The 18,843-nt window shown below is 70.9% G+C and carries 22 protein-coding genes, 1 tRNA gene and 1 pseudogene; 18 read left to right on the forward strand and 6 right to left on the reverse strand.

Going from position 1 to position 18,843, the window contains the following annotated elements:
* Window positions 1-23 precede the first annotated feature (23 nt).
* The 5 genes from QTQ03_RS23270 to QTQ03_RS23290 all read left to right on the forward strand — a co-directional run bounded on the left by QTQ03_RS23270 (window position 24) and on the right by QTQ03_RS23290 (window position 3,720).
* Window positions 24-182: a hypothetical protein gene (locus QTQ03_RS23270; protein WP_289279882.1), complete on the forward strand. Its 159-nt coding sequence runs from the start codon at window positions 24-26 to the stop codon at window positions 180-182.
* Window positions 183-188: 6 nt separating this feature from the next.
* The gene (locus QTQ03_RS23275) at window positions 189-1,064 is read left to right on the forward strand and encodes a PH domain-containing protein (RefSeq protein WP_289279883.1); all 876 of its coding nucleotides are present in this window, start codon (window positions 189-191) and stop codon (window positions 1,062-1,064) included.
* Between the two features lie 197 nt (window positions 1,065-1,261).
* A complete protein-coding gene (locus tag QTQ03_RS23280) occupies window positions 1,262-2,116 on the forward strand; it encodes a PHP domain-containing protein (RefSeq protein WP_289279884.1) in 855 nt (284 codons plus the stop codon).
* A gap of 40 nt (window positions 2,117-2,156) precedes the next feature.
* The gene (locus QTQ03_RS23285; RefSeq protein WP_289279885.1) at window positions 2,157-2,771 is read left to right on the forward strand and encodes a MarC family protein; all 615 of its coding nucleotides are present in this window, start codon (window positions 2,157-2,159) and stop codon (window positions 2,769-2,771) included.
* A gap of 118 nt (window positions 2,772-2,889) precedes the next feature.
* On the forward strand, window positions 2,890-3,720 hold the full coding sequence (locus QTQ03_RS23290; protein ID WP_502889886.1) for a RecB family exonuclease: 831 nt from the start codon (window positions 2,890-2,892) through the stop codon (window positions 3,718-3,720).
* A 78-nt stretch (window positions 3,721-3,798) separates the two neighbouring features.
* Here the strand turns inward: QTQ03_RS23290 and QTQ03_RS23295 are convergent, their stop codons facing one another.
* Window positions 3,799-4,233: a Fur family transcriptional regulator gene (locus tag QTQ03_RS23295; protein WP_289279887.1), complete on the reverse strand. Its 435-nt coding sequence runs from the start codon at window positions 4,231-4,233 to the stop codon at window positions 3,799-3,801.
* Window positions 4,234-4,425: 192 nt separating this feature from the next.
* Between QTQ03_RS23295 and QTQ03_RS23300 the strand changes: the two genes are divergently transcribed.
* Window positions 4,426-4,908, forward strand: a complete 483-nt coding sequence (locus QTQ03_RS23300) for a DUF2231 domain-containing protein (protein WP_289279888.1) — start codon at window positions 4,426-4,428, stop codon at window positions 4,906-4,908.
* A 6-nt stretch (window positions 4,909-4,914) separates the two neighbouring features.
* Here QTQ03_RS23300 and QTQ03_RS23305 read toward each other — a convergent pair whose 3' ends face one another.
* Complete coding sequence (locus tag QTQ03_RS23305) at window positions 4,915-5,256, reverse strand: hypothetical protein (protein ID WP_289279889.1); 342 nt, start codon at window positions 5,254-5,256, stop codon at window positions 4,915-4,917.
* A gap of 212 nt (window positions 5,257-5,468) precedes the next feature.
* Between QTQ03_RS23305 and QTQ03_RS23310 the strand changes: the two genes are divergently transcribed.
* Together QTQ03_RS23310 and QTQ03_RS23315 are read left to right on the forward strand one after the other, a co-directional pair.
* Window positions 5,469-5,654 carry a hypothetical protein gene (locus tag QTQ03_RS23310; RefSeq protein ID WP_289279890.1) on the forward strand — a complete coding sequence of 62 codons (186 nt, stop codon included), beginning with the start codon at window positions 5,469-5,471 and terminating at the stop codon, window positions 5,652-5,654.
* Between the two features lie 62 nt (window positions 5,655-5,716).
* Window positions 5,717-5,935 carry a hypothetical protein gene (locus QTQ03_RS23315; RefSeq protein WP_289281039.1) on the forward strand — a complete coding sequence of 73 codons (219 nt, stop codon included), beginning with the start codon at window positions 5,717-5,719 and terminating at the stop codon, window positions 5,933-5,935.
* Between the two features lie 14 nt (window positions 5,936-5,949).
* On the opposite strand, the pseudogene QTQ03_RS23320 reads toward QTQ03_RS23315, so the two are convergent.
* A pseudogene (locus QTQ03_RS23320) lies at window positions 5,950-6,156 on the reverse strand (FmdB family zinc ribbon protein); the annotation flags it as partial.
* Window positions 6,157-6,209: 53 nt separating this feature from the next.
* Window positions 6,210-6,839 (reverse strand): 5-formyltetrahydrofolate cyclo-ligase, encoded by a 630-nt coding sequence (locus QTQ03_RS23325; RefSeq protein ID WP_289279891.1) that lies wholly within the window; start codon window positions 6,837-6,839, stop codon window positions 6,210-6,212.
* 85 nt (window positions 6,840-6,924) lie between these two features.
* Between QTQ03_RS23325 and QTQ03_RS23330 the strand changes: the two genes are divergently transcribed.
* The 6 genes from QTQ03_RS23330 to QTQ03_RS23355 all read left to right on the forward strand — a co-directional run bounded on the left by QTQ03_RS23330 (window position 6,925) and on the right by QTQ03_RS23355 (window position 13,340).
* Window positions 6,925-9,153: a diguanylate cyclase gene (locus tag QTQ03_RS23330; RefSeq protein WP_289279892.1), complete on the forward strand. Its 2,229-nt coding sequence runs from the start codon at window positions 6,925-6,927 to the stop codon at window positions 9,151-9,153.
* A gap of 9 nt (window positions 9,154-9,162) precedes the next feature.
* On the forward strand, window positions 9,163-10,119 hold the full coding sequence (locus tag QTQ03_RS23335) for a UTP--glucose-1-phosphate uridylyltransferase (RefSeq protein ID WP_289279893.1): 957 nt from the start codon (window positions 9,163-9,165) through the stop codon (window positions 10,117-10,119).
* Window positions 10,116-11,429 carry a molybdopterin molybdotransferase MoeA gene (locus QTQ03_RS23340; RefSeq protein WP_289279894.1) on the forward strand — a complete coding sequence of 438 codons (1,314 nt, stop codon included), beginning with the start codon at window positions 10,116-10,118 and terminating at the stop codon, window positions 11,427-11,429. Before QTQ03_RS23335 ends, QTQ03_RS23340 begins: the two co-directional genes overlap by 4 nt.
* A 43-nt stretch (window positions 11,430-11,472) precedes the next feature.
* Entirely contained in the window at window positions 11,473-12,120 is a 648-nt protein-coding gene (locus QTQ03_RS23345) for a GNAT family N-acetyltransferase (protein ID WP_289279895.1), read from the forward strand.
* Window positions 12,121-12,297: 177 nt separating this feature from the next.
* Window positions 12,298-13,146 (forward strand): divisome protein SepX/GlpR, encoded by an 849-nt coding sequence (gene sepX / locus QTQ03_RS23350; protein WP_289279896.1) that lies wholly within the window; start codon window positions 12,298-12,300, stop codon window positions 13,144-13,146.
* 120 nt (window positions 13,147-13,266) lie between these two features.
* Window positions 13,267-13,340: transfer RNA gene (locus tag QTQ03_RS23355), tRNA-Ala, on the forward strand.
* A gap of 64 nt (window positions 13,341-13,404) precedes the next feature.
* Here the strand turns inward: QTQ03_RS23355 and QTQ03_RS23360 are convergent.
* Window positions 13,405-14,652: a tyrosine-type recombinase/integrase gene (locus QTQ03_RS23360; protein ID WP_289279897.1), complete on the reverse strand. Its 1,248-nt coding sequence runs from the start codon at window positions 14,650-14,652 to the stop codon at window positions 13,405-13,407.
* 181 nt (window positions 14,653-14,833) lie between these two features.
* Between QTQ03_RS23360 and QTQ03_RS23365 the strand changes: the two genes are divergently transcribed.
* The 4 genes from QTQ03_RS23365 to QTQ03_RS23380 all read left to right on the forward strand — a co-directional run bounded on the left by QTQ03_RS23365 (window position 14,834) and on the right by QTQ03_RS23380 (window position 18,085).
* Window positions 14,834-16,039: an IS256 family transposase gene (locus QTQ03_RS23365; RefSeq protein WP_289280611.1), complete on the forward strand. Its 1,206-nt coding sequence runs from the start codon at window positions 14,834-14,836 to the stop codon at window positions 16,037-16,039.
* A gap of 289 nt (window positions 16,040-16,328) precedes the next feature.
* On the forward strand, window positions 16,329-17,132 hold the full coding sequence (locus QTQ03_RS23370) for a GntR family transcriptional regulator (protein WP_289279898.1): 804 nt from the start codon (window positions 16,329-16,331) through the stop codon (window positions 17,130-17,132).
* Between the two features lie 134 nt (window positions 17,133-17,266).
* Entirely contained in the window at window positions 17,267-17,665 is a 399-nt protein-coding gene (locus QTQ03_RS23375) for a P-loop NTPase family protein (protein ID WP_289279899.1), read from the forward strand.
* A 225-nt stretch (window positions 17,666-17,890) separates the two neighbouring features.
* Window positions 17,891-18,085, forward strand: coding sequence for a hypothetical protein (locus QTQ03_RS23380; protein WP_289279900.1), 195 nt, complete (start codon window positions 17,891-17,893; stop codon window positions 18,083-18,085).
* 499 nt (window positions 18,086-18,584) lie between these two features.
* On the opposite strand, the gene QTQ03_RS23385 is transcribed toward QTQ03_RS23380, so the two are convergent.
* Window positions 18,585-18,824 carry a hypothetical protein gene (locus QTQ03_RS23385; RefSeq protein ID WP_289279901.1) on the reverse strand — a complete coding sequence of 80 codons (240 nt, stop codon included), beginning with the start codon at window positions 18,822-18,824 and terminating at the stop codon, window positions 18,585-18,587.
* Window positions 18,825-18,843: the final 19 nt, after the last annotated feature.

Consider the following 18,843-nt stretch of genomic DNA (forward strand, 5'->3'; position numbering starts at 1 on the left):
GCCGCGCGAGAGGATGGCCCGCCATGGTCAAGAAGGTCTTCACCTGGGCCGGCATCGCATTCTTGATCTTCTTCGTCGCCTACCGGCCGAACTCCGCCGCCGACGTCTTCAAGTCCCTGGGGGGCGGCATCGTGGACATCGCCCAGGGGTTCGGCGACTTCTTCACCAACATCGTCGCCTAGCCACCCATGGGTAGCCCCTCCGGTCCACCCTTCGACCCCGACGATCCCGACCGGGAGCGCCGGGAACGAGACACGGAACCAATCCCCCGCGTCGACCCGGATGACGGTCTCGGCTACGGCTCTGATCCCGGCCGCCCCGGCGGCCCCTCCCTCTCGGACGACGCTGGTCTTGGTGACGGTCCGGGCTACCCGGGCGAGGGTCCGTCCGGCCGGGCGTGGATCCGCGACCCCGAGGCTGGCTACCAGTCGCCTGAGATCTCCGAGGACGAACTGGCCGGCCTACGGGCCGACGCCTCCGGTATGGCGCCGCGCCGGGTGCTGCCCCTGGAGGACGAGCCGAGTTCGCTCGTCGCGCGCTATCTCTTCCCCACCGAGCGGTATCGGGGCGAGTGGAAGCGGCACTGGATTCATCTGGCCACGCCGCTACTCATCGGCGTGGCCGCCACCTTCGTGCTCGGCTACCTGTCCGGCTTCCTCGCCGGACGGGACGTGGGCGCCCTCACCACCGTCGCCGTACTGCTCTGGTTCGCGGTGATGGGCTGGGTGGCATGGCGGGTCGCCGACTGGTGGTACGACCGCTTCATCCTGACCAACAAACGGGTCATGGTGGTCAACGGCATTATCACCCGTCAGGTCGCGATGATGCCGCTGGTCCGCGTCACGGACATGAAATATGAGCAGACGCCGGCCGGGCGGGCGCTGAACTACGGCACGTTCGTGCTGGAGTCGGCTGGCCAGGAGCAGGCGCTGCGCGAGATCAAGAATTTGCCCAACCCGAACGAACTCTACCTACGGGTCGTCGAGGAGATGTACGAGCCGCAGGCGGTCGAGGCGCGGCTGGGCAAGGAGGCCGACGAGGCCAAGGCCGACGACGGTGCCTGAGGGCTGCTGCCCGAACATCGAATGACCGCACACCATTCTCGGTGGGAACCCGCCGGGCGGGACGCGGTGCGGAGGTGGATCGTGGCAAGCAGTGATCTTCGGGAGGAGGCGTCCCGTGAGTTCGTGGCGACGGTGGGATCCGGCGACCGGGCAGACGACCGAGCCGCCCAGCGCCCACCGCCGGGTAGCGTCGGGCGATGAGCACGCGGATCGACCTGCACGCCCACTCCACCGCCAGCGACGGCACGCTCACCCCCGCCGAGCTGGTCCGGGCGGCGGCGGAGGCCGCCCTCGACGTCGTCGCGATCACCGATCACGACACCGTCGCCGGCTGGGAACCGGCCGTCCGTGCGCTGCCGCCCGGGCTGTGCCTGATACGCGGAGCGGAGCTGTCCTGCCGATGGTACGGCGAGGAGCCTCCGGTACCGCTGCACCTGCTCGCGTACCTCTTCGACCCGCACGCCCCGGAACTGGTCGCGGAACTGGCCCGGGTGCGCCGTGCCCGCGAGGAACGCGGTGCGCGGATCGTCCGGCTGCTACAGGCGGACGGCGTCGACGTGAGCTGGCCGGAGATCCTGGCCGGGGCGGGCGGCGGGACAGTCGGCCGGCCGCACATCGCCCAAGCGCTCATCCGGGCCGGGCTGGTCGCCACCACCACCGAGGCGTTCGGCCCGCACTGGCTGGGTGGGCGATATCGACTACCCAAGGAGGACATCGACGTCTTCCGCGCGGTCCGGCTGGTCCGCGCGGCCGGCGGGGTACCGGTCTTCGCCCACCCGCGCGCCACCAGGCGGGGGCGGATCGTGCCCGACGCGCTGATCGCGGACCTCGCCGCCGCCGGGCTGATGGGGCTGGAGGCCGATCACGAGGACCACTCGCCCGCCGAGCGGGCGCACGTCCACGCCCTCGCCGCCGAGCTGGGCCTGCTGACGACCGGATCGTCCGACTTCCACGGCACGCACAAGACGGTCCGTCTGGGGGCGTTCACCACCGGTGACGAGGCGTACGAGCGGATCGCCGCAGCCGGGGTGACCGAGGTCGCTTCCGGGTGATCCGAGTTGCCAGCCGTGATCGCACCGCTAGGTTGTTCGGGTGGATCTCAAGCTCTTCGGTGAGGTTTTCGTGACCTTGCTGGTGATCGTCGACCCGCCGGGCATGATGCCCATCTTCCTCGCGTTGACCGGTCCGCTGGCGGCGCGGGACCGGAACCGGGCCGCGTGGCAGGCGGTCGCGCTCGCGCTCGGGGTGATCGTGATCTTCGCGGTGGCCGGGCAGACCCTGCTCGACTACCTGCATGTGGACCTGCCCGCGCTCCAGGCCGCCGGCGGACTGCTGCTGGTGCTCGTCGCTCTCGAACTGCTGACCGGTAAGGCGGACGACCCCAGCCAGCAGGCCACCTCGAACATCGCGCTGGTGCCGCTGGGCACCCCGCTGCTCGCCGGCCCCGGTGCCATCGTCGCCACCATGCTCTTCGTGCAGCAGGCCGACGGCGCAGCCGACGTCACCGCGATCGCGGCCGCCATCGTCGCGGTGATGCTCGCGGTCTGGGTGGTGCTGCGCTTCTCCGGCGGCATCGTCAAGGTGCTGCGCCCCGGTGGGATCGAGGTATTGACCCGGATCGCCGGTCTGCTCCTGGCCGCGATCGCGGTGCAGCTCATCGCCGACGCGGTGGCCGCGTTCGTGGAGCAGTACGCGACCATGGTCTGATCCGGTCGGGGGTGGATGGCAGGATCACGGTGTGCGACGACCCTCCTCCGCCGGACGACCATCCACGGCCACCCCCCGGCCCCGCGGCCCGGAGCCCGAGCAGCTCGGCTTCGAGGGCATGCCGGAGCGGCTGTTCGTCTGCACCCCCAGCCGGCTCGGGGCCTACGCCGACTGCCCCCGGCGCTACCGCTACTCGTACCTGGACCGACCAGCCCCACCGAAGGGCCCGCCGTGGGCGCACAACTCGCTCGGCGCCAGTGTCCACACCGCCCTGAAGAACTGGTTCGCCCTGCCCGCCGCGCGGCGTCGCCCGGAAGTGGTGGGCACCCTGCTCAAGGGCACCTGGGTCCGCGACGGGTACCGCGACGACGAGCAGGAGCGGGCCGCCTACCGGCGGGCGCTGAGCTGGCTCGAGGCGTACGTCGAGACGCTGGACCCGAGCGCCGACCCGGTGGGCGTGGAGCGGGTGGTCGCGGTGAAGACCGGGGTGCTGGCCTTCAACGGCCGCGCCGACCGCATCGACTCCCGACCCGGACCGGTCGGCCCCGAACTTGTCATCGTGGACTACAAGACCGGCCGCAGCGGGCTGGACGCGGACGACGCGCGGGGCTCGCAGGCGTTGGCGCTCTACGCGTACGCGGCCGAGCGGACGTTCCGTCGCCCGTGCCACCGGGTGGAGCTGCACCACCTGCCGACCGGGACGGTAGCCGCGCACGAGCACACCGCCGAGTCGCTTGCCCGGCAACTCACCCGGGCCGAGCAGACCGCCCGGGACATCATGGCCGCCGAGCGTGCGGTCGCCGGCGGCGCCGATCCGGACCAGTCCTTTCCTGTCACACCCGGGCCGCGCTGTGGCTGGTGCGACTACCGGCGCTCCTGCCCGGCCGGGGCGCAGACCCCGGGCAAGGAGCCGTGGGCCGCCCTCGCACGGACGCCGGACGGGGCCTGACGCCCGACGCCGGGTTCGGGGGCGCCGGGGCGAACGCGGTGAGCGACCGGGTTGTCGAGGACGGTGAACGACCGGCCCTCACCGTCGGACGTCGGCGGAGCGGTGGACCTGGCAGGTGGGGCAGAGCCCCCAGAACGTCACTTCCGCCTCGTCCACCTCGAACCCGTGCGCGGGGTGCGGGTCGAGGCAGGGCGCGCTGCCGACAGCGCAGTCGATATCGGCGATCTCGCCGCAGCCCCGGCAGACCACGTGGTGGTGGTTGTCGCCGGCCCGGGCCTCGTAGCGGGCCGGGCTGCCCGCGGGTTCGATCCGGCGGGACAGGCCGGCCCGGGACAACGCGCCGAGCACGTCGTAGACCGCCTGGGTGGAGACCGAGTCGAGGCGCTCCCGGACCCGGCGGGTGATCTCCTCCACCTCGAGGTGGCCGCCCGAGGCCAGCACCTCGAGGACGGCGAGGCGCGGCCGGGTGACCCGAAGGCCCTTCGACCGGAGCAACTCCTCACCACTGGACATGTGCCAATGACAGCACGCGGGTGGGAGGTCGACAACCGAGCTCCCGAACGTGGTCGCCACGACCACCGCCGGAACGGGGAAGCACGTGAACCGGTCCGGGCGGGGGCGCGTGTAGCCCCGGTGAGAGTCCTGGGCGGGTGGGCCGGCGCACCGTAGGCTGACCTCCCGCGATCGCGTCTGCCGGAGGTGCCGATGTTCAAGGAGATCCAGGGTCTACCGGTGCATGCGCTGGTCGTACACGCGGTCGTGGTGTTCGTACCGCTGCTCGCGCTGCTGTCGATCGCGTACGTGGCGCTGCCCCGGTTCCGGTCCCGCATCGACTGGGCGATCGTGCTGCTGGCGGTGGCGGCGCCGGTCACCGCCTGGGTGGCGGTGCAGTCCGGCGAGGCGCTGACCGACGTGTTCGTCGCCCGCGGACTGCAGGGCCCGATCGTCGATCAGATCTTCGAACACTCGCGGTACGGCGACCTCCTGTTTCGGTACGTGCTGCCGTTGGCCGTGGCCGCCGTCCTGCTGCTCGTGGTGACCAGCGGTCACCCCCGTGTCCCGAAGCTTCCGTTCTGGGCGACCCCGGCGTTGTCGGTGGTGGTGGTCGTCCTGGCCGGCGTCAGCCTCGTGTACGTCTACCTCACCGGCCACTCCGGTGCCGAGGCGGTCTGGGGCAACACCCTCTGACCCGGCTCAGAAGATCAACCGCGAGCAGAGCAGGCACATCAGCACCAGCAGCACCATGCCGGCCACGGCGGCGACGGTCCAGGTGACGTGCTGTGCCCGCTGCTCGGCCAGATCCAGCTCGGCCAGGTCCTGCGGGGGGAGTCGCCGGGGCGGTGGCGGCTGCACGTGTAGCGGTGGGCGCCAACCGGTCGGTGGAGGCGTGGTCGGCGGCGGACCGGCGTATCCGCCGGGCGTCGGGTGGGCCGCCGGCCGGTACGCGGCGGGCTCGTCGGGGGCGGCCGGCTGGTCCCCCGGCCCCGGGTCGGGCCGTCGCCAGTAGTCGTCCGGGGAACTGCCGGGGGTCGTCACGCCGTCCGACGCTACCAACGCGACTGCCCATGCCGGCGAATGCGTGGTCGGGGCCGCCGCGCCGAGCGGGAGACGGTGGTCGGGGCCGCCGCGCCGAGCGGGAGACGACGGTGCCGGCGGACGCGCTCGCCGCTTCCGGACCGTGCGCCAGGTCCGCGGTGGCCGGCTGCGCCCAGCCGGCGAGCGGCGGCGCTGCGCTAGTCTTGCCGCTCGTGGGCACCGAGGAGCCTGGGACATCCGGCGTGCGTGGCGACGACGACCGGCGGGTCGACCTGAGCGACGACGATTTCGTGGTGCTGCCCGAGCAGACCACCGACGACACCGACCGGGGCTGGGGCGAGCGTTCGACCGGACACGACGAGTGGCTGCTGGCCGAGCGCCCGCCGCACTGGGACTGATCCGGTCGAGGCGTCACGCCAGGGTCCCTGGTCAACGCGAGGCGTCAAGCAGGGACCCTTCCGTGGCCCCTCAGCTGGAGGTGCTGGCGGCCGGGGCCTTCGTCGAGCCGCCGGTGGAACCGCCGGCCGAGCCGGTCGACGACGGTGAGGAGCCGGACGTCGACGAACTGGTCGATGACGAGCCGGCGTCGCCGCTCGACGCGGCGGGCTTGTCGGCAGCGGGGCCGTTGCCGGAGTCGGAGCTGGAGTCGGAGCTGGCGGAACGGGAGTCGGTTCGGTAGAAGCCCGAGCCCTTGAACACGATGCCGACGGAGTTGAACAGCTTCCGCAGCCGCCCCTCACACGCCGGGCACTCGGTCAGCGGCTCGTCAGAGAAGGACTGCACCGCCTCGAGCTGGTGGCCGCACGTGGTGCAGGCGTACTGGTACGTGGGCACGTTCTCCTCCGGATCTGGCACGGCCGGGTTGGCACTCGACATCTTCGAGTGCCAATGGTGCGTCATCACCGGCGGATTCGTCCAGCGGAAGTGTGGGGCGCGACACCTGGGTGGGCCGGTCACACCCGCGAAGTGGGATCCAGCGCACGCAGCCCGTCGGCGGGGGTGACCACGGCACGGACCCGGCGGTCGTGCGCCTCGGCGGGCAGCGCCTCGACCAACTCGCCGTCGTGCAGCGGCACCACGGTCAACGCGGTCGACGAAACGCGGGCGAGCGCCCGGTCGTACGACCCGCCACCCCGGCCCAGCCGCACTCCCCGGCGGTCCACCGCCAGCGCCGGCACCACCACCAGCTCCGCCCCGGCCACGGCGGTCACCCCGAGCCTGGACCCGGCCGGCTCCCGCATTCCCCGCCCGGCCGGCAGCAGCGCGTCCGGTCCGGTCCAGGGCGCCCAGTCCAGGTCGAGGTCGTCGCGGAGCACCGGCAGCAGCAGCTCGCCGTCCGGCGGCAGCGCCGCGTGCAGCACCGCCGGCAGGTCCCGGCCGCCCGGCTCGGAGGCTACCGGCACGTACGCCGTCATGCGGTGCGGGCGCAGTCGGCGCACCAGCGCCACCAGGTCGGCCTGGACCCGCCCGGCGGCCGCGGCCCGTTGCGGCGCGGTCAGCGCCCGGCGGCCGGCGAGCAGCGCGGCGCGGGTTGCCCGCTTCGCGCCGGTGCGCGCTTCCGCTTCATCAGAAAAATCTGGCACCGCAACACTCCTGACGCAGCGCTCGCCGAGTGGTGGCTCTGTGTCAGCATCGCAGCATCGGCCGGCGAAGTTCCGGGGGGACCGAGTGACACTGCGCGGGCGCCTGACCGCAGCCTTCCTGACGGTGGTGCTCGGCCCGGTGCTGGCCGGGGCGTTCTTCGTCGGGTCGGCCGTGACGGTCGTCGACCGTAGCCGGTCCGCCGAGCGGCTCGCCGTCGCGGCAGCCGCCGTGCGCACCTCGGTCGACGCCCTCTGCCAGCAGCTACGGGCCGCCGCCGACGCGGTGGCGCTGACCGACAACCGCCCGGCCGCCGCCGGCCAGGTGGTCAGCCGGGGCTTGGCCGCCGCCGTGCTGGTGACCGACGTGACGGGCCGTGTCGTGCACGCCACCCCGGACGCGCCGCCGGCCCCCTGGCGGGACTGCTCTGTCGGCGCCCCGGCCGCCGGACCGCTGTGGGCCCTCGCCGCCGGGGTGGAGGTGCGCGACACCACCGGGTCGCCGCTGGGCACCGTCATCGCGGCGCAGCCCGTCGACCCGGCCTTCGTGGCGCGGCTCGCGGCGGTCACCGGTGTAGCGGTCACCCTGCTCGACGGCTCCGACACGCCCGTCCGGCTCCGTCACACCACCGAGCCGGACGGGGTGCGCGAGGCGGTGCTCGCCGCCGCCGGCGGGCTCGACGGCGAGCGGGTCGTCGGCACCGCGGACGGCCGGTACATCCGGCGCGTCGGTCCGGCGGAGGGGCAGCCGCTGCCGCTGGTGCTGTCGGTCCCCAGCGACCAGCCACCCGGCCTGTACGCCGCCCTGGTGGCTGCCGTGCTGGTGGCCACCCTGCTGGCGGTGGCCGCCGCGGGGCGGCTGGCCCGGGCCACCACCCGTCCACTGGTTGAGCTGGCCGGTGCGGCCGACCGGGTGGCCCGAGGGGATCTGACGGCGCGGGTACCGGTGCGCAGCCGCGACGAAATCGGGCGGTTGGCTGGTGCGTTCAACCGGATGACCCGGGAGACGGGGACCTACGTGACCGCGCTGACCAGCAGCCGGGACCAGTTGCGCGGGCACCTGGCGGTGCTGGGCGACACCCTGGCCAGCACCCACGACCTGCAACGCATCCTGCGCGTGATCCTGCACAGCGCGATCGCGGCCACCGGCTCCCGGGCCGGCGCACTGCTGCTGGTGGACGGGGGCGGGGCGCTGGTCGCGCAGTGCACGGAAGGACTGACGGCCCGCACCGACCGGCCCGGCCCGGTGCGGATACCGCTGGACGGTGTGGTGGGTGCGGTCGCGGTGACCGGGGAGCCGCGTCACGGGCGGGTCGAGTCGGCCGCCGCGCCGCCGGGAGAGCCGCGCTGCAGCACGTACGTGGCGGTGCCGTTCGTGACCCCCGGAGAGGGCGCGACACGTCCCGACGGTCCCGCGCCGGACCTCACGGCCCCGGCGACGGTGCTCGGCGTGCTGGCCCTGTACGACCGGCTCGGCGACGACGAGTTCGACGACGACGACGTGGTGACGCTGCGTACCTTTGCTGGTCACGCGGCGGTGGCGGTGAACAACGTGCGGGTGCACGAGGAGGCCCAGCGGCTGTCCCTGACTGACCCGCTGACTGGCCTGTGGAACTACCGGTACCTGCGAGAGTCCATCCGTCGCGAGGTGGAGCGCGCCAGCCGGTTCGGTCGGATGCTCAGCGTCCTCGCTCTCGACCTGGACCGCTTCAAGCACGTGAACGACACCTACGGGCACACCGCCGGGGACACCGTGCTGGTCGAGTTCGCCCGCCGGGTGCGCGGCGAGATCCGCGAGGTGGACCTGGCGTTCCGGCGGGGCGGCGAGGAGTTCGTGGTGCTGCTGCCGGAGACCGACGCCAGAGGCGCGACCATCCTGGCCGAGCGGCTCGGCGTCGCCATCCGGGAGGTGCCGATCACCGTCGACGGTCCGGGCGCACCGGCCCTGGTGCCGGTGACCGTCTCCATCGGCATCGCCGTCTACCCCGACAACGGCGGCACCGGGCATCAGGTGCTGGACGCCGCCGACGGGGCGCTGTACGCGGCAAAGGCCGGCGGGCGGGACACCTGGCGGGTCGCTGTCGTGTCCCGCGCCACGCCACCGCTGCGGGAGATCCCGGTGCCGGCCGGCGCGGTCAGCCCGGACGACGGTCTGCCCCGGGCCGGCAGTGTCCAGGCTGACCCGGAGCCGACCCCCGCCCCTCGTGCCCGTCCGGAACTGACCGGCCCCGGGGCCGCACCCGGTGCCGCGCGCCCGGCTCCGGGGGGCGGCGCGTCTTCCGGTCCTCACCCGCCACGACAGGGCCGTGGCCGATAGTCTCGCGACATGTCGGAGCACTCAGCGAACCCCTCAACGTCGGCCGCCGCGACCGGCCGTCCCCGCGCGGTCAAGGCCGTCATCCCGGCCGCCGGACTCGCCACCCGGTTCCTGCCGGCCACCAAGGCAGTTCCCAAGGAACTCCTCCCGGTGGTCGATCGGCCGGTGCTGCAGTACATCGTCGAGGAGGCCACCCAGGCCGGCATCAACGACGTCCTGCTGATCACCGGGCGGGGTAAGACCTCGATGGTGGACCACTTCGACCGTCGCCCCGACCTGGAGGAGCGGCTGGCGGAGAAGCCCGGACTGCTCGCCGCCGTCAAGCGGACCGAGGAGCTGGCCGCCATCTACACCTGCCGGCAGCCGGAGCAGCTCGGCCTGGGCCACGCCGTCGGGTACGCCGAGTCTCACGTCGGCGACCAGCCCTTCGCGGTGCTGCTCGGTGACGAGTTCGTCAAGCTCGACCAGCCGTTGCTGCCGGCGATGCTGGAGCTCCAGGCCCGCACCGGTGGCGTGGTGCTGGCTTTCTTCGAGGTCGACCCGGCCGAGACCAAGCGGTACGGCATCGCGTCGGTCGAGCCGGCCGAGGCGGAGCTGACCGACGTCGGTGAGGTCGTCAAGGTGACCGGCATGGTGGAGAAGCCGAAGCCGGAGGACGCTCCCAGCAACCTCGCCGTGCTGGGCCGCTACGTCCTGCCCGGCCGAATCTTCGACGCGATTCGTCGGACCGGCCCGGGCAGCGGCGGGGAGATCCAGCTGACCGACGCGATGGAGCTGCTGCGCACCGAGGGGGTGCCGGTGCACGCCATCGTCTACCGGGGTACCCGTTACGACACCGGCATGCCGCTGGGCTACCTCCAGACGGTTGTGCAGATCGCCGCCGAGCGCGACGACATCGGTCCGGATTTCCGCAAGTGGCTCGCCGACTTCGTCAACTCCGACTCGTCGGGTGGTCCGAGTACATGACCGCGACGGCCGACGCCGAGGCGGCCGCGAACGAGTTGACGCCGCTCGCCGACTACCTGGGCAGCGTGCTGCGCAGGTTGCGCGCGTTGCCTCCGCTCGACCTCGACCTCACCCAGGCGTACGGCAACGTCCTTGCCGAGGACATCGTCGCGCCGCACTCCTTTCCCGCCTTCGACCAGGCGGCCGTGGACGGGTACGCGGCCCGGTGGGAGGACATCGCCGGTGGCGGCCGGGGCGTGGGTTACGTCCCGGCCCAGGCCGGCTCACCGGGCGGGCGTACCGTCCGGCTCAACGTGGTCGGCGATCTGGGTGCCGCGAGCTGGCGCCCGGTCCGGCTCACCCCGGGGGCGTGCTTCTCCGTCGCCGCCGGGGCGCCCCTGCCGATCGGCGCCGACGTGGTGGTCCCGGTGGAGTGGACCGACCAGGGCATGGCCGCGGTGGAGATCCGCCGCACCCCCAAGCGCGGGTACGGCGTCCGCAAGGTCGGTGAGGAGATCCCGGCCGGCGTCCTGCTCGCCCGCGCCGGTACGTACGTCACACCGGCGCTGGTGGCGGTGCTCGCCGCCACGGGCATCGGGCACGTGGTGGTCCGCCCCAGCCCGCGGGTGGTCATTGTGGCCACCGGCGACGAACTCGTCGAGGTGGGCCGGGGCAGCCAACCCGGTCAGGTGGTCGACGTCAACTCGCACGCGCTGACCGCCGCGGCGGCCGAGGCGGGGGCGCTCGCGTACCGGGTGGGCATCTGCGACGACGACCCGGAGGGGCTGCGCGGCCTGCTGGAGGACCAGACGCTGCGCGCCGACCTGATCATCACCACCGGCGGCACCGGCACCGGGCCGGGCGACATGGTCCGGCGGATCATGTCCCGGCGCGAGGGGAATCGGGCGGGGCCGGTGACTTTCACCGCGGTGGCGCTCTATCCAGGCACCGCGCTCGGCTTCGGCACGGTCGGCCCTGAGGAGGTCCCGGTGGTGTGCCTGCCCGGTGATCCGGGCGCCGCGCTGATCGGCTTCGAGGTGCTGGCCCGGCCGGCGATCAACCTGCTCGCCGGTGCAGAGCCGGTGTTCCGGCCCAGCGTCCGCGCGCACCTGCTGGAAACCGTCTCCTCCCCGGCCGGGCTGCGCGAGTTCCGCCCGGCGCACGTCGCCGAGCGGCGCGGCGGCGGTTACACCGTCCAGCCGCTGCGCGGGGGGCCGCTGACACTCGCCGGGCTGGCCGAGGCGAATGGGCTGATGGTGCTCGGTGAGCGGGTCACCACCGCGGCCGCCGGCTCCACCGTGGACGTGCTCCTGCTGGACCGCCGCCGGTGAAGGTACTTGCCCCCGGTGCGCCGGGGGGCGGAGGATCGGGCGGGTGAGCCTTCTGGGACGCCGTACGCCTGGCTGGCCGGTCACCCTCACGGACGGTTCGGTTCTGCTGCGACCGTACCGGCGTTCGGACGCCACGGCCTGGTCCGAGGTGCGCCGCGCGAACCAAGCCTGGCTCGCGCCCTGGGAGTCCTCCCTGCCCGGCGGCTGGGACGAGCTGAACTCGCCGGCGGCCTTTCGCTGGGTGTACCGGGACCAGCGCCGCTCCACCCGGACCGGCGAGGGGATGCCGTTCGTGGTCTGCCTCCGCGCGGGCGGGCGGGAGCGCCTGGTCGGGCACGTGAACATCGGCAGCATCGTGCGCCGGGCGTTCTGCTCCGGATACGTCGGCTACTGGGTGGATTCCCGGGTGGCCGGGCGGGGCGTTATCCCGACCGCGTTGGCCCTCGCCGTCGACCAGGCTTTCGGTCCGGGCGGGCTGCACCGGGTCGAGGTGAACATCCGACCGGAGAACCGGCCTTCCCGCCGGGTGGTGGAGAAGCTCGGCTTTCGCGAGGAGGCGTACCACCTGCGATACATGCACATCGACGGCACCTGGCGTGACCATATCGGGTACGCGATGACCAGCGAAGATGTCGCCGCCGAGGGTGGGCTGCTGGCTCGCTGGCACCGGGTGCGCGCGACAACCGGGTGAACCGTCCCACCCGTGACGATCGGCGCGGCGCGGCACCATCGGGCACGGGCGCCCGTAACCTCAGGTAACTGCAAGCTACGGCAAGCGCAGCCCGCCCGTACGATCCTCGTCCCCGAGGCTGATCGGTGAAAATCCTGCGGTCGGTTGGCGGTTGCTCCGAATTCGGTGACGGGAGGGGTGAGGGTGCCGACCTCGGTGCTCCTCGCCGTCCTCGCCGCCGCCGGCCTGCTCGCCCTCGCGCCGGCCCTGGTTCGCCGGTACGACGCCACCGAGCGGCTGGCGGCGGAGCGGGCGCAGTCGACGGCGCGGGTGCTCCAGCGCCGCCGGCGACGTCGCACTGTCCCCGGCCGCCGCCCGGTCAACCCGCCCCGCACTCTCGTCGTCACCTTGAGTGATGATGGCTTGGCCGGTCGGCTCGCGACCCCGATCTCCGGCCCGCCCGCCGGGTCCCGCCGGCCGGACCGGCTGCGTGCCGTGCCGCCGGCGGACCGCTCCGGTGGCACTCGGCTCCGCGCCGGCGGCGCCGGTGACCCGCGTCGCGCGGGCGGCGCTCGTCGTCGTCCGCCGCGCCGCCGGCAGCACACCCCGGCCGTCTACCGGCGCCGCCGGGTGCTCGCCGCGTTGCTGCTGCTCAACGCGGTCGAGCTGGTCGGCGTGCTGGTGGTGGGACCCGGATTTTGGATCAGCTTCGCGGTCACCGGCACTCTGCTCGCGGTGTACATGGTGCACCTGCGCTCGCGCGCCGTCGCCGACCAGCGGCGCCGCCGAGCGCAGGCCCGCGACGCGGCCTGGCTGGCCGCCCGCCAGGCCGAGGTCCGCCGCGAACAGGCCCGCCGGGCGGCTTCCCGCCGTGAGGCCCAGCGTCGCCTGGCGGCCCAGCGGGAGGCCGTCCGCCGTGCCGCGATGGGCCTGGACCGGCCGGCCGACCTACCGCCCGCAGCGAACGGGGGCACGGTCTCCTATCGCCGTACCGGCGGCTTGCGCGGTCGGCCCTACCAGTCCGGTCGCGGAACCCACTCGGCGTGATCACCCCGGCGGCCGGGTCGCTCCGCCGGGGTGATTCGCGGGACGGGCCGGGAACCTGTTAGCCTTGTCGCCGGCCCGCCCGGTACACACCGGGTGGACCGACGCCGGTTCACCGGCGGAGGGGCTGTGGCGCAGACCGGTAGCGCACCTCGTTCGCATCGAGGGGGTCAGGGGTTCAAATCCCCTCAGCTCCACCCATACCGTCAACGACCAGTGGAAACGCTGGTCGTTGATCATTTGGCACAGATCCGGCACAACTCAGCCCGGAAGCGCCACCCCGGAGCGGTTACCCGCAGCCTCCCGGAGCGCCGTGCTGACGATGTTGCGGCGACGGTTCTTCTTCGGCCACCAGTGCACGTAGGTCTCCAGCGTGATTCGCAGGCTGGAGTGCCGTAGAGCGTTCTGCACGTCGGTCGGGTCAGCGCCCGAGGTGATCAGGCGAGTGGCGAAGTAGTGCCGCAGGGAGTGGAAGGTGCCTTCCTCGGGCCAGCCCGCCGCCTTGCGCCAGCCACGCCACAGGTCAGACCAGCGCTGATCATGGATCGGTCTACCCTGTTCGTCGGTGAACAGCAGCGGTACCGCCCGGCACTTCGCCTGCTTTCCTGGATCCGGAGTTCCGGCGGTGATGTCGGACAGCTCGACCAACGCAGGCGGGTACTTGCGGACGTGCTCGGCGAGCACCAGCGCAACATGGTCGTCGAGGTCCACGTCACCGACAGAGCCAGCCTTCGGAGGAGCGAGGTAGAACCCCCCGTACTGGCTCTTGTGGAAGCGAAGCTGCTGAACCACGTGCAGCTCCTGGCGAGGCCGGTCGACGCACCGCACGCCGTCCTCCAGGCCAAGCACTTCACCCAGGCGCAGCCCTTCACCGGCACCACACCAGATGGCCGCCTGGTACCGGTCGGGAACAGCGTCGACCAAGGCGAGCATGTCCTCATCGGTCGGAACCCACTTCGGAGCCCGGGAAAAGCCCCGCAGGATCGCCGACAGCCGCACCGCCTTGCACGGGTTGTCGGAAATGACCTTGTCCGCAACAGCGGCGTTCATGACGGCGTTGAACAGGTCGAAGTAGGTCTTCACCGACGACTGCGCCACGTTGTTGCGCAACAGGAGCGCCACCCACTCCAGTACGTCCGTGACCGTGATCGCCCGCATCTGCCGCTTGCCGAGATGCGGATAGAGATGGTGCCGAAGGCGGGACTCCGTGTGGCGCTGGTAGTCGAGGGCCTGCCCGATCTGCCGCGAGAGCCGCCACCGCTCGCCGTACTCACGGAAGTTCACCTGCCGTTCCGCCTGGTCGACCTTGGTCTCTTCCGCGATGCCGGCGCGGGCCTCCAGGTCGAAGGCGTCAGCGTCGACCTTGCGCTCAAACAGCTTCTCGCGGACCACACCGGCGGCATCGGTGTAGCGCACCCGCCAGCGTTTGCCCCGGCCATGCCGCTTGGAGGGGAGCCGCTTCTTGTCCGGCCCCCGCTTGGTCAGGTACCACAGGTCATCGATAGGCACGTCAGGCCGCTTTCTTGTCGAACCAGGCCCGCACGTCGGCGGGGTCGTATCGGAGATGGGACTGTACAAATAACGGCTGATCGACCGATCAAGGGAGAGACGCCAGATGACGACCGAGACCACCGTGGGACAGCCGGCCGTGGAGCCGGTGGGTGCGGTCACGGATGAGCAGTTGATCGCGATGCTGGTCGATCGGGCTCGTGGTGACGGGTTGAAGCTGACCGGCGAGGGTGGGCTGCTGCAGCAGCTGACGAAGCGGGTCCTCGAGTCGGCGTTGGATGGGGAGATCACCGACCACGTCGGCTACGACAAGCACGACCCGGCGGGTCGGGGTAGCGGGAACACCCGTAACGGCAGCCGGACCAAGACGGTGCTCACCGACGTCGGGCCGGTCGAGGTGCGGGTCCCACGCGACGCCGCCGGGACGTTCGAGCCGCAGATCGTGCGTAAGCGGCAGCGGCGTCTGACCGGCGTCGACGACATGGTCCTGTCGCTGTCGGCCAAGGGCCTGACCCACGGCGAGATCGCCGCGCACCTGGCTGAGGTCTACGGCGCTGAGGTGTCGAAGCAGACCATCTCCACGATCACCGACAAGGTCATGGACGGCATGGCCGAGTGGCAGAACCGGCCCCTGGACCGGGTCTACCCGGTCGTGTTCATCGACGCCATCAACGTCAAGATCAGGGACGGTCAGGTCGCGAACCGGCCGATCTACCTCGCGATGGCGGTCACCGTCGACGGCCACCGCGACATCCTCGGTATCTGGGCCGGTGACGGCGGCGAGGGCGCCAAGTACTGGCTGCACGTGCTCACCGAGTTGAAGAACCGCGGCGTGGCCGACGTGCTGATGCTGGTCTGTGACGGGCTCAAGGGACTGCCGGAGACGGTGGAGACGGTGTGGCCGCGCACGATCGTGCAGACGTGTGTGGTGCACCTGCTGCGCAACTCGTTCCGCTACGCCGCCCGGCAGGACTGGGACAAGATCGCCAAAGCGCTGCGGCCGGTCTACACCGCGGCGACCGAGGACGCCGCCACCGAGCGGTTCCTCGAGTTCGCCGAGGCGTGGGGCCGTAAGTATCCGGCGATCGTGAAGCTGTGGGAGAACGCGTGGGCGGAGTTCGTGCCGTTCCTCGCCTTCGACGTGGAGATCCGCAAGGTCATCTGCTCCACGAACGCGATCGAGTCCGTCAACGCCCGTATCCGCAGGGCCGTGCGAGCTCGTGGCCACTTCCCGAACGAGCAGGCCGCACTCAAGTGCGTCTACATGGCCTTGATGAGCCTCGACCCGACCGGAGCCGGCCGCCGACGCTGGACCATGCGCTGGAAAGCACCACTGAACGCCTTCCAGATCGCCTTCGAAGGCCGGCTCACCCCGGCCAACAACTGACCACCTCAACAACCAAGATCAGCCGTTAACTTGACACTCCCTCTGGCCTGTGTGTCTGCCGCCGGACTCGTCGGCTGTGCTGCGATAACCAGACACTAACAGTTGATAGCTCGACATACCAACTGTTTGGCTCAAGATCTTTTTTGGAGTCCCGTTGAGCAGGGGCTCCGCCCTGAACAACTGATAGGTGACTGATAGGCTCGGTGGCGACGAGCGACATCCACAGCGAGGACAACTCATGCCATCCCCCCGTCCGCGCCTCTCGCCAACAGAGAGCAAGCACCAACAGGTGGCGCGTCACATCCGCAACGACATCGAAGCCGGCGTGCTGCGCGACGGTCAGGTGCTCCCGTCGACCCGAGAGCTGGCGGCAGAGTGGGATACCAGCGTCTTCACCATCAGCGAGGCGATGAGGCTGCTCGTTGGCGAGGGTTTGATCGAAAGCAAGTCACGCTCTAAGCGGGTAGTGCGCAACCCGAACCAGGCTCGCAGGGGCGTAATCCGGCTATCGAAGCCGCACGTCATCCTGATCGGCGGCTACCCCGGCAGCGGGAAGACCGAGCTCGGACGGGTCCTTGCTCGACAGACCGGCTGGCCGATGCTCGATAAGGACACAGCGACTCGCCCGGTTGTCGAAGCCGCCCTTGAGGTTCTCGGCTTATCGCCGCACGATCGGGAGTCCGAGACGTACCTGCGGGAGATCCGACCACGCGAGTACGAGGCACTGGCCGCCGCTGCGCTGGAGAACGTGGGATGCGGCAACAGTGCTATTGTCACTGCGCCGTTCATCCGCGAGTTCAGCGACTCGGCGTGGACCAGTCGAACCGTGGCATCGTTTGCGAATCTAGAAGCGACCGTCACCTTCGTTTGGCTGTACTGTGACCCAGTAACCATGCATACCTACATCCGGCGACGAGGTGCAGCGCGCGACGCTTTCAAACTATCGGACTGGCCCGCCTACCTGGCCACCATTGATTTGGCCTTCCGCCCGGCAGCGCCGCACCTTGTCGTGGAAAACTGTGCATCGAGCGCGCCCTTGCAGGCTCAGGCAGCAGAACTGCTCGACACCATACTCAAACGCACATCCTCATGATGCGCGGGGTCATCCTCTACGGACCTCCCGCCGCCGGCAAGGACACCATTACCCGTGCACTAATCGACATCGATCCGGCCTACCGGCTATTCCCTCGGTTGAAGACAGGGCCAGGGAGGACCGCCGGGTACCGTATGACGACCATCGAGCACATCGACCAACTGCGCGCCGCAGGCGATGTCGTGTGGGAGAACCGACGATACGGAGCCCTATACATTGTCGATCGACCCACGCTAGAGGCGGACCTCAAGCACCACATAACCGTGCTGCACCTCGGCCAGGTCGAAGCCGTTCAGGAAATCAGGTCGTCCGTACCCGCAGCGCGCTGGCTCACTGTCTACATTTACTGCGTCCGCAATGTCGCTCAGGAGCGCATCGCCGCACGAGCAACAGGCGACACTGAAGCCCGGCTACAGGCATGGAGTGAGACGCCCCCGTTGTCAGACGCAGACCTAACCATCGACACCGGGGTCGTCTGCCCAGACGAGGCCGCCCATCAGATTCATGAACGCTTCATGCAGCTCACTGCGTGAACTCGTAGCTATATTGCGACCAAAAGGCGCTGAAGGGAAGCCGTAAAAGCATGACCACCCCAAAAGAACGAGACGAATTTGAGCGAATGAGGCTCGTTGCTCAGATTGAGCGAGCCCGCGCGTTCATCACGCAATACGAGGAACACCAAGAGTTCTACCGACGCCAGGTTGAAGACAGTCGGTACGAACTTGGTAGGCTCGATGAACGGCTAGGAGGCTCGGACCATGACCGTTGATCAGCATATGCAGGCGCTCCGTGACCTGCTGCGCGCCGACCATGAGGCATGGATCGCCGAGGTCCAGGGTTGGGCCGACGACGCGGAAGCAGCTGGCGATGAGGAGCGACACCGACGCCACGTTGAGCACGTCGCGCGGCTCAAGGCCATGCCGTACCCGTGGGAGCAGTCGACCGCCGCGTAGCCGGCTTCTCCTTGTGGCTGAAGCGTGGTGTGTTCAGACTTTCTTTCCTTGGTCAAGGGCGGGCCTGCGGCCCGCCGCCGTGTCGCGCCGGGGCGCGCGTGCGGCCTGGCGGCCGGTCACGCCCCGGCGCACGGCGCGACGTGCAGAGGACGAAACCAGCAGCCAGCGAGGCAGAGCGACAGCGGGACGCGGGGAAGCTGCCCACGTTCGCCGTAGGCAGGTCCGAGGATGCCGCAGCAGGGTTGACCGGCTAGCCCCAAGCATGGGGGCGGTGGCCGTCGAGGGCACGCGGGTCGCCCAGGAGCCGGCGCTGCGGCCGTGCGGGGTCAGATCGACTGCTCACCTGGGAGGGGGAGGGGTGGCCGTTGGTGGCCAGCTTCGCCGCCAGGGGCCGGGTTCGTGTCGGGCGAGGTTGGGTCAACTGCGCCACTGTGGCGGTGTCGGTCGGGGTCGGGGTCCGCAACACGAAGGCCGACTAGTCGATCTGTTGTGCCACTGGTTACCGGACAAGGCGACGGGCGGGGTGCAGACCGGCCACCTGCACGAAGATCTCCCGCTTGTCTGTCGCGCTGCCCTGGCTGTTCAGCACGTATCCGGTCAGCCAAGCCCAACGGTGGTAGGTGGGCTTTGGGCACACCGAGATCACTCGAAACAGGAAGCGTTTGCCCGTGAACTGCACTGATGCGTCACGGGTGATCCAGAACTCCTGGCCAGAGACCGGGGGCTGAACTTCCGCCATCGCCGCACCTCCCTGCCGC

This window comes from Micromonospora sp. WMMA1363 (assembly GCF_030345795.1).
Classification (GTDB): Bacteria; Actinomycetota; Actinomycetes; order Mycobacteriales; family Micromonosporaceae; genus Micromonospora.

Excerpts from the sequence above, each read along its gene's own strand:
- QTQ03_RS23270 (WP_289279882.1), top strand. The coding sequence starts at position 24 with ATGGTCAAGAAGGTCTTCACCTGGGCCGGCATCGCATTCTTGATCTTC.
- QTQ03_RS23275 (WP_289279883.1), top strand. The coding sequence starts at position 189 with ATGGGTAGCCCCTCCGGTCCACCCTTCGACCCCGACGATCCCGACCGG.
- QTQ03_RS23280 (WP_289279884.1), top strand. The coding sequence starts at position 1,262 with ATGAGCACGCGGATCGACCTGCACGCCCACTCCACCGCCAGCGACGGC.
- QTQ03_RS23290 (WP_502889886.1), top strand. The coding sequence starts at position 2,890 with ATGCCGGAGCGGCTGTTCGTCTGCACCCCCAGCCGGCTCGGGGCCTAC.
- QTQ03_RS23295 (WP_289279887.1), bottom strand. The coding sequence starts at position 4,233 with ATGTCCAGTGGTGAGGAGTTGCTCCGGTCGAAGGGCCTTCGGGTCACC.
- QTQ03_RS23300 (WP_289279888.1), top strand. The coding sequence starts at position 4,426 with ATGTTCAAGGAGATCCAGGGTCTACCGGTGCATGCGCTGGTCGTACAC.
- QTQ03_RS23335 (WP_289279893.1), top strand. The coding sequence starts at position 9,163 with ATGTCGGAGCACTCAGCGAACCCCTCAACGTCGGCCGCCGCGACCGGC.
- QTQ03_RS23340 (WP_289279894.1), top strand. The coding sequence starts at position 10,116 with ATGACCGCGACGGCCGACGCCGAGGCGGCCGCGAACGAGTTGACGCCG.
- QTQ03_RS23365 (WP_289280611.1), top strand. The coding sequence starts at position 14,834 with ATGCTGGTCGATCGGGCTCGTGGTGACGGGTTGAAGCTGACCGGCGAG.
- QTQ03_RS23375 (WP_289279899.1), top strand. The coding sequence starts at position 17,267 with ATGACGACCATCGAGCACATCGACCAACTGCGCGCCGCAGGCGATGTC.
- QTQ03_RS23380 (WP_289279900.1), top strand. The coding sequence starts at position 17,891 with ATGACCGTTGATCAGCATATGCAGGCGCTCCGTGACCTGCTGCGCGCC.
- QTQ03_RS23385 (WP_289279901.1), bottom strand. The coding sequence starts at position 18,824 with ATGGCGGAAGTTCAGCCCCCGGTCTCTGGCCAGGAGTTCTGGATCACC.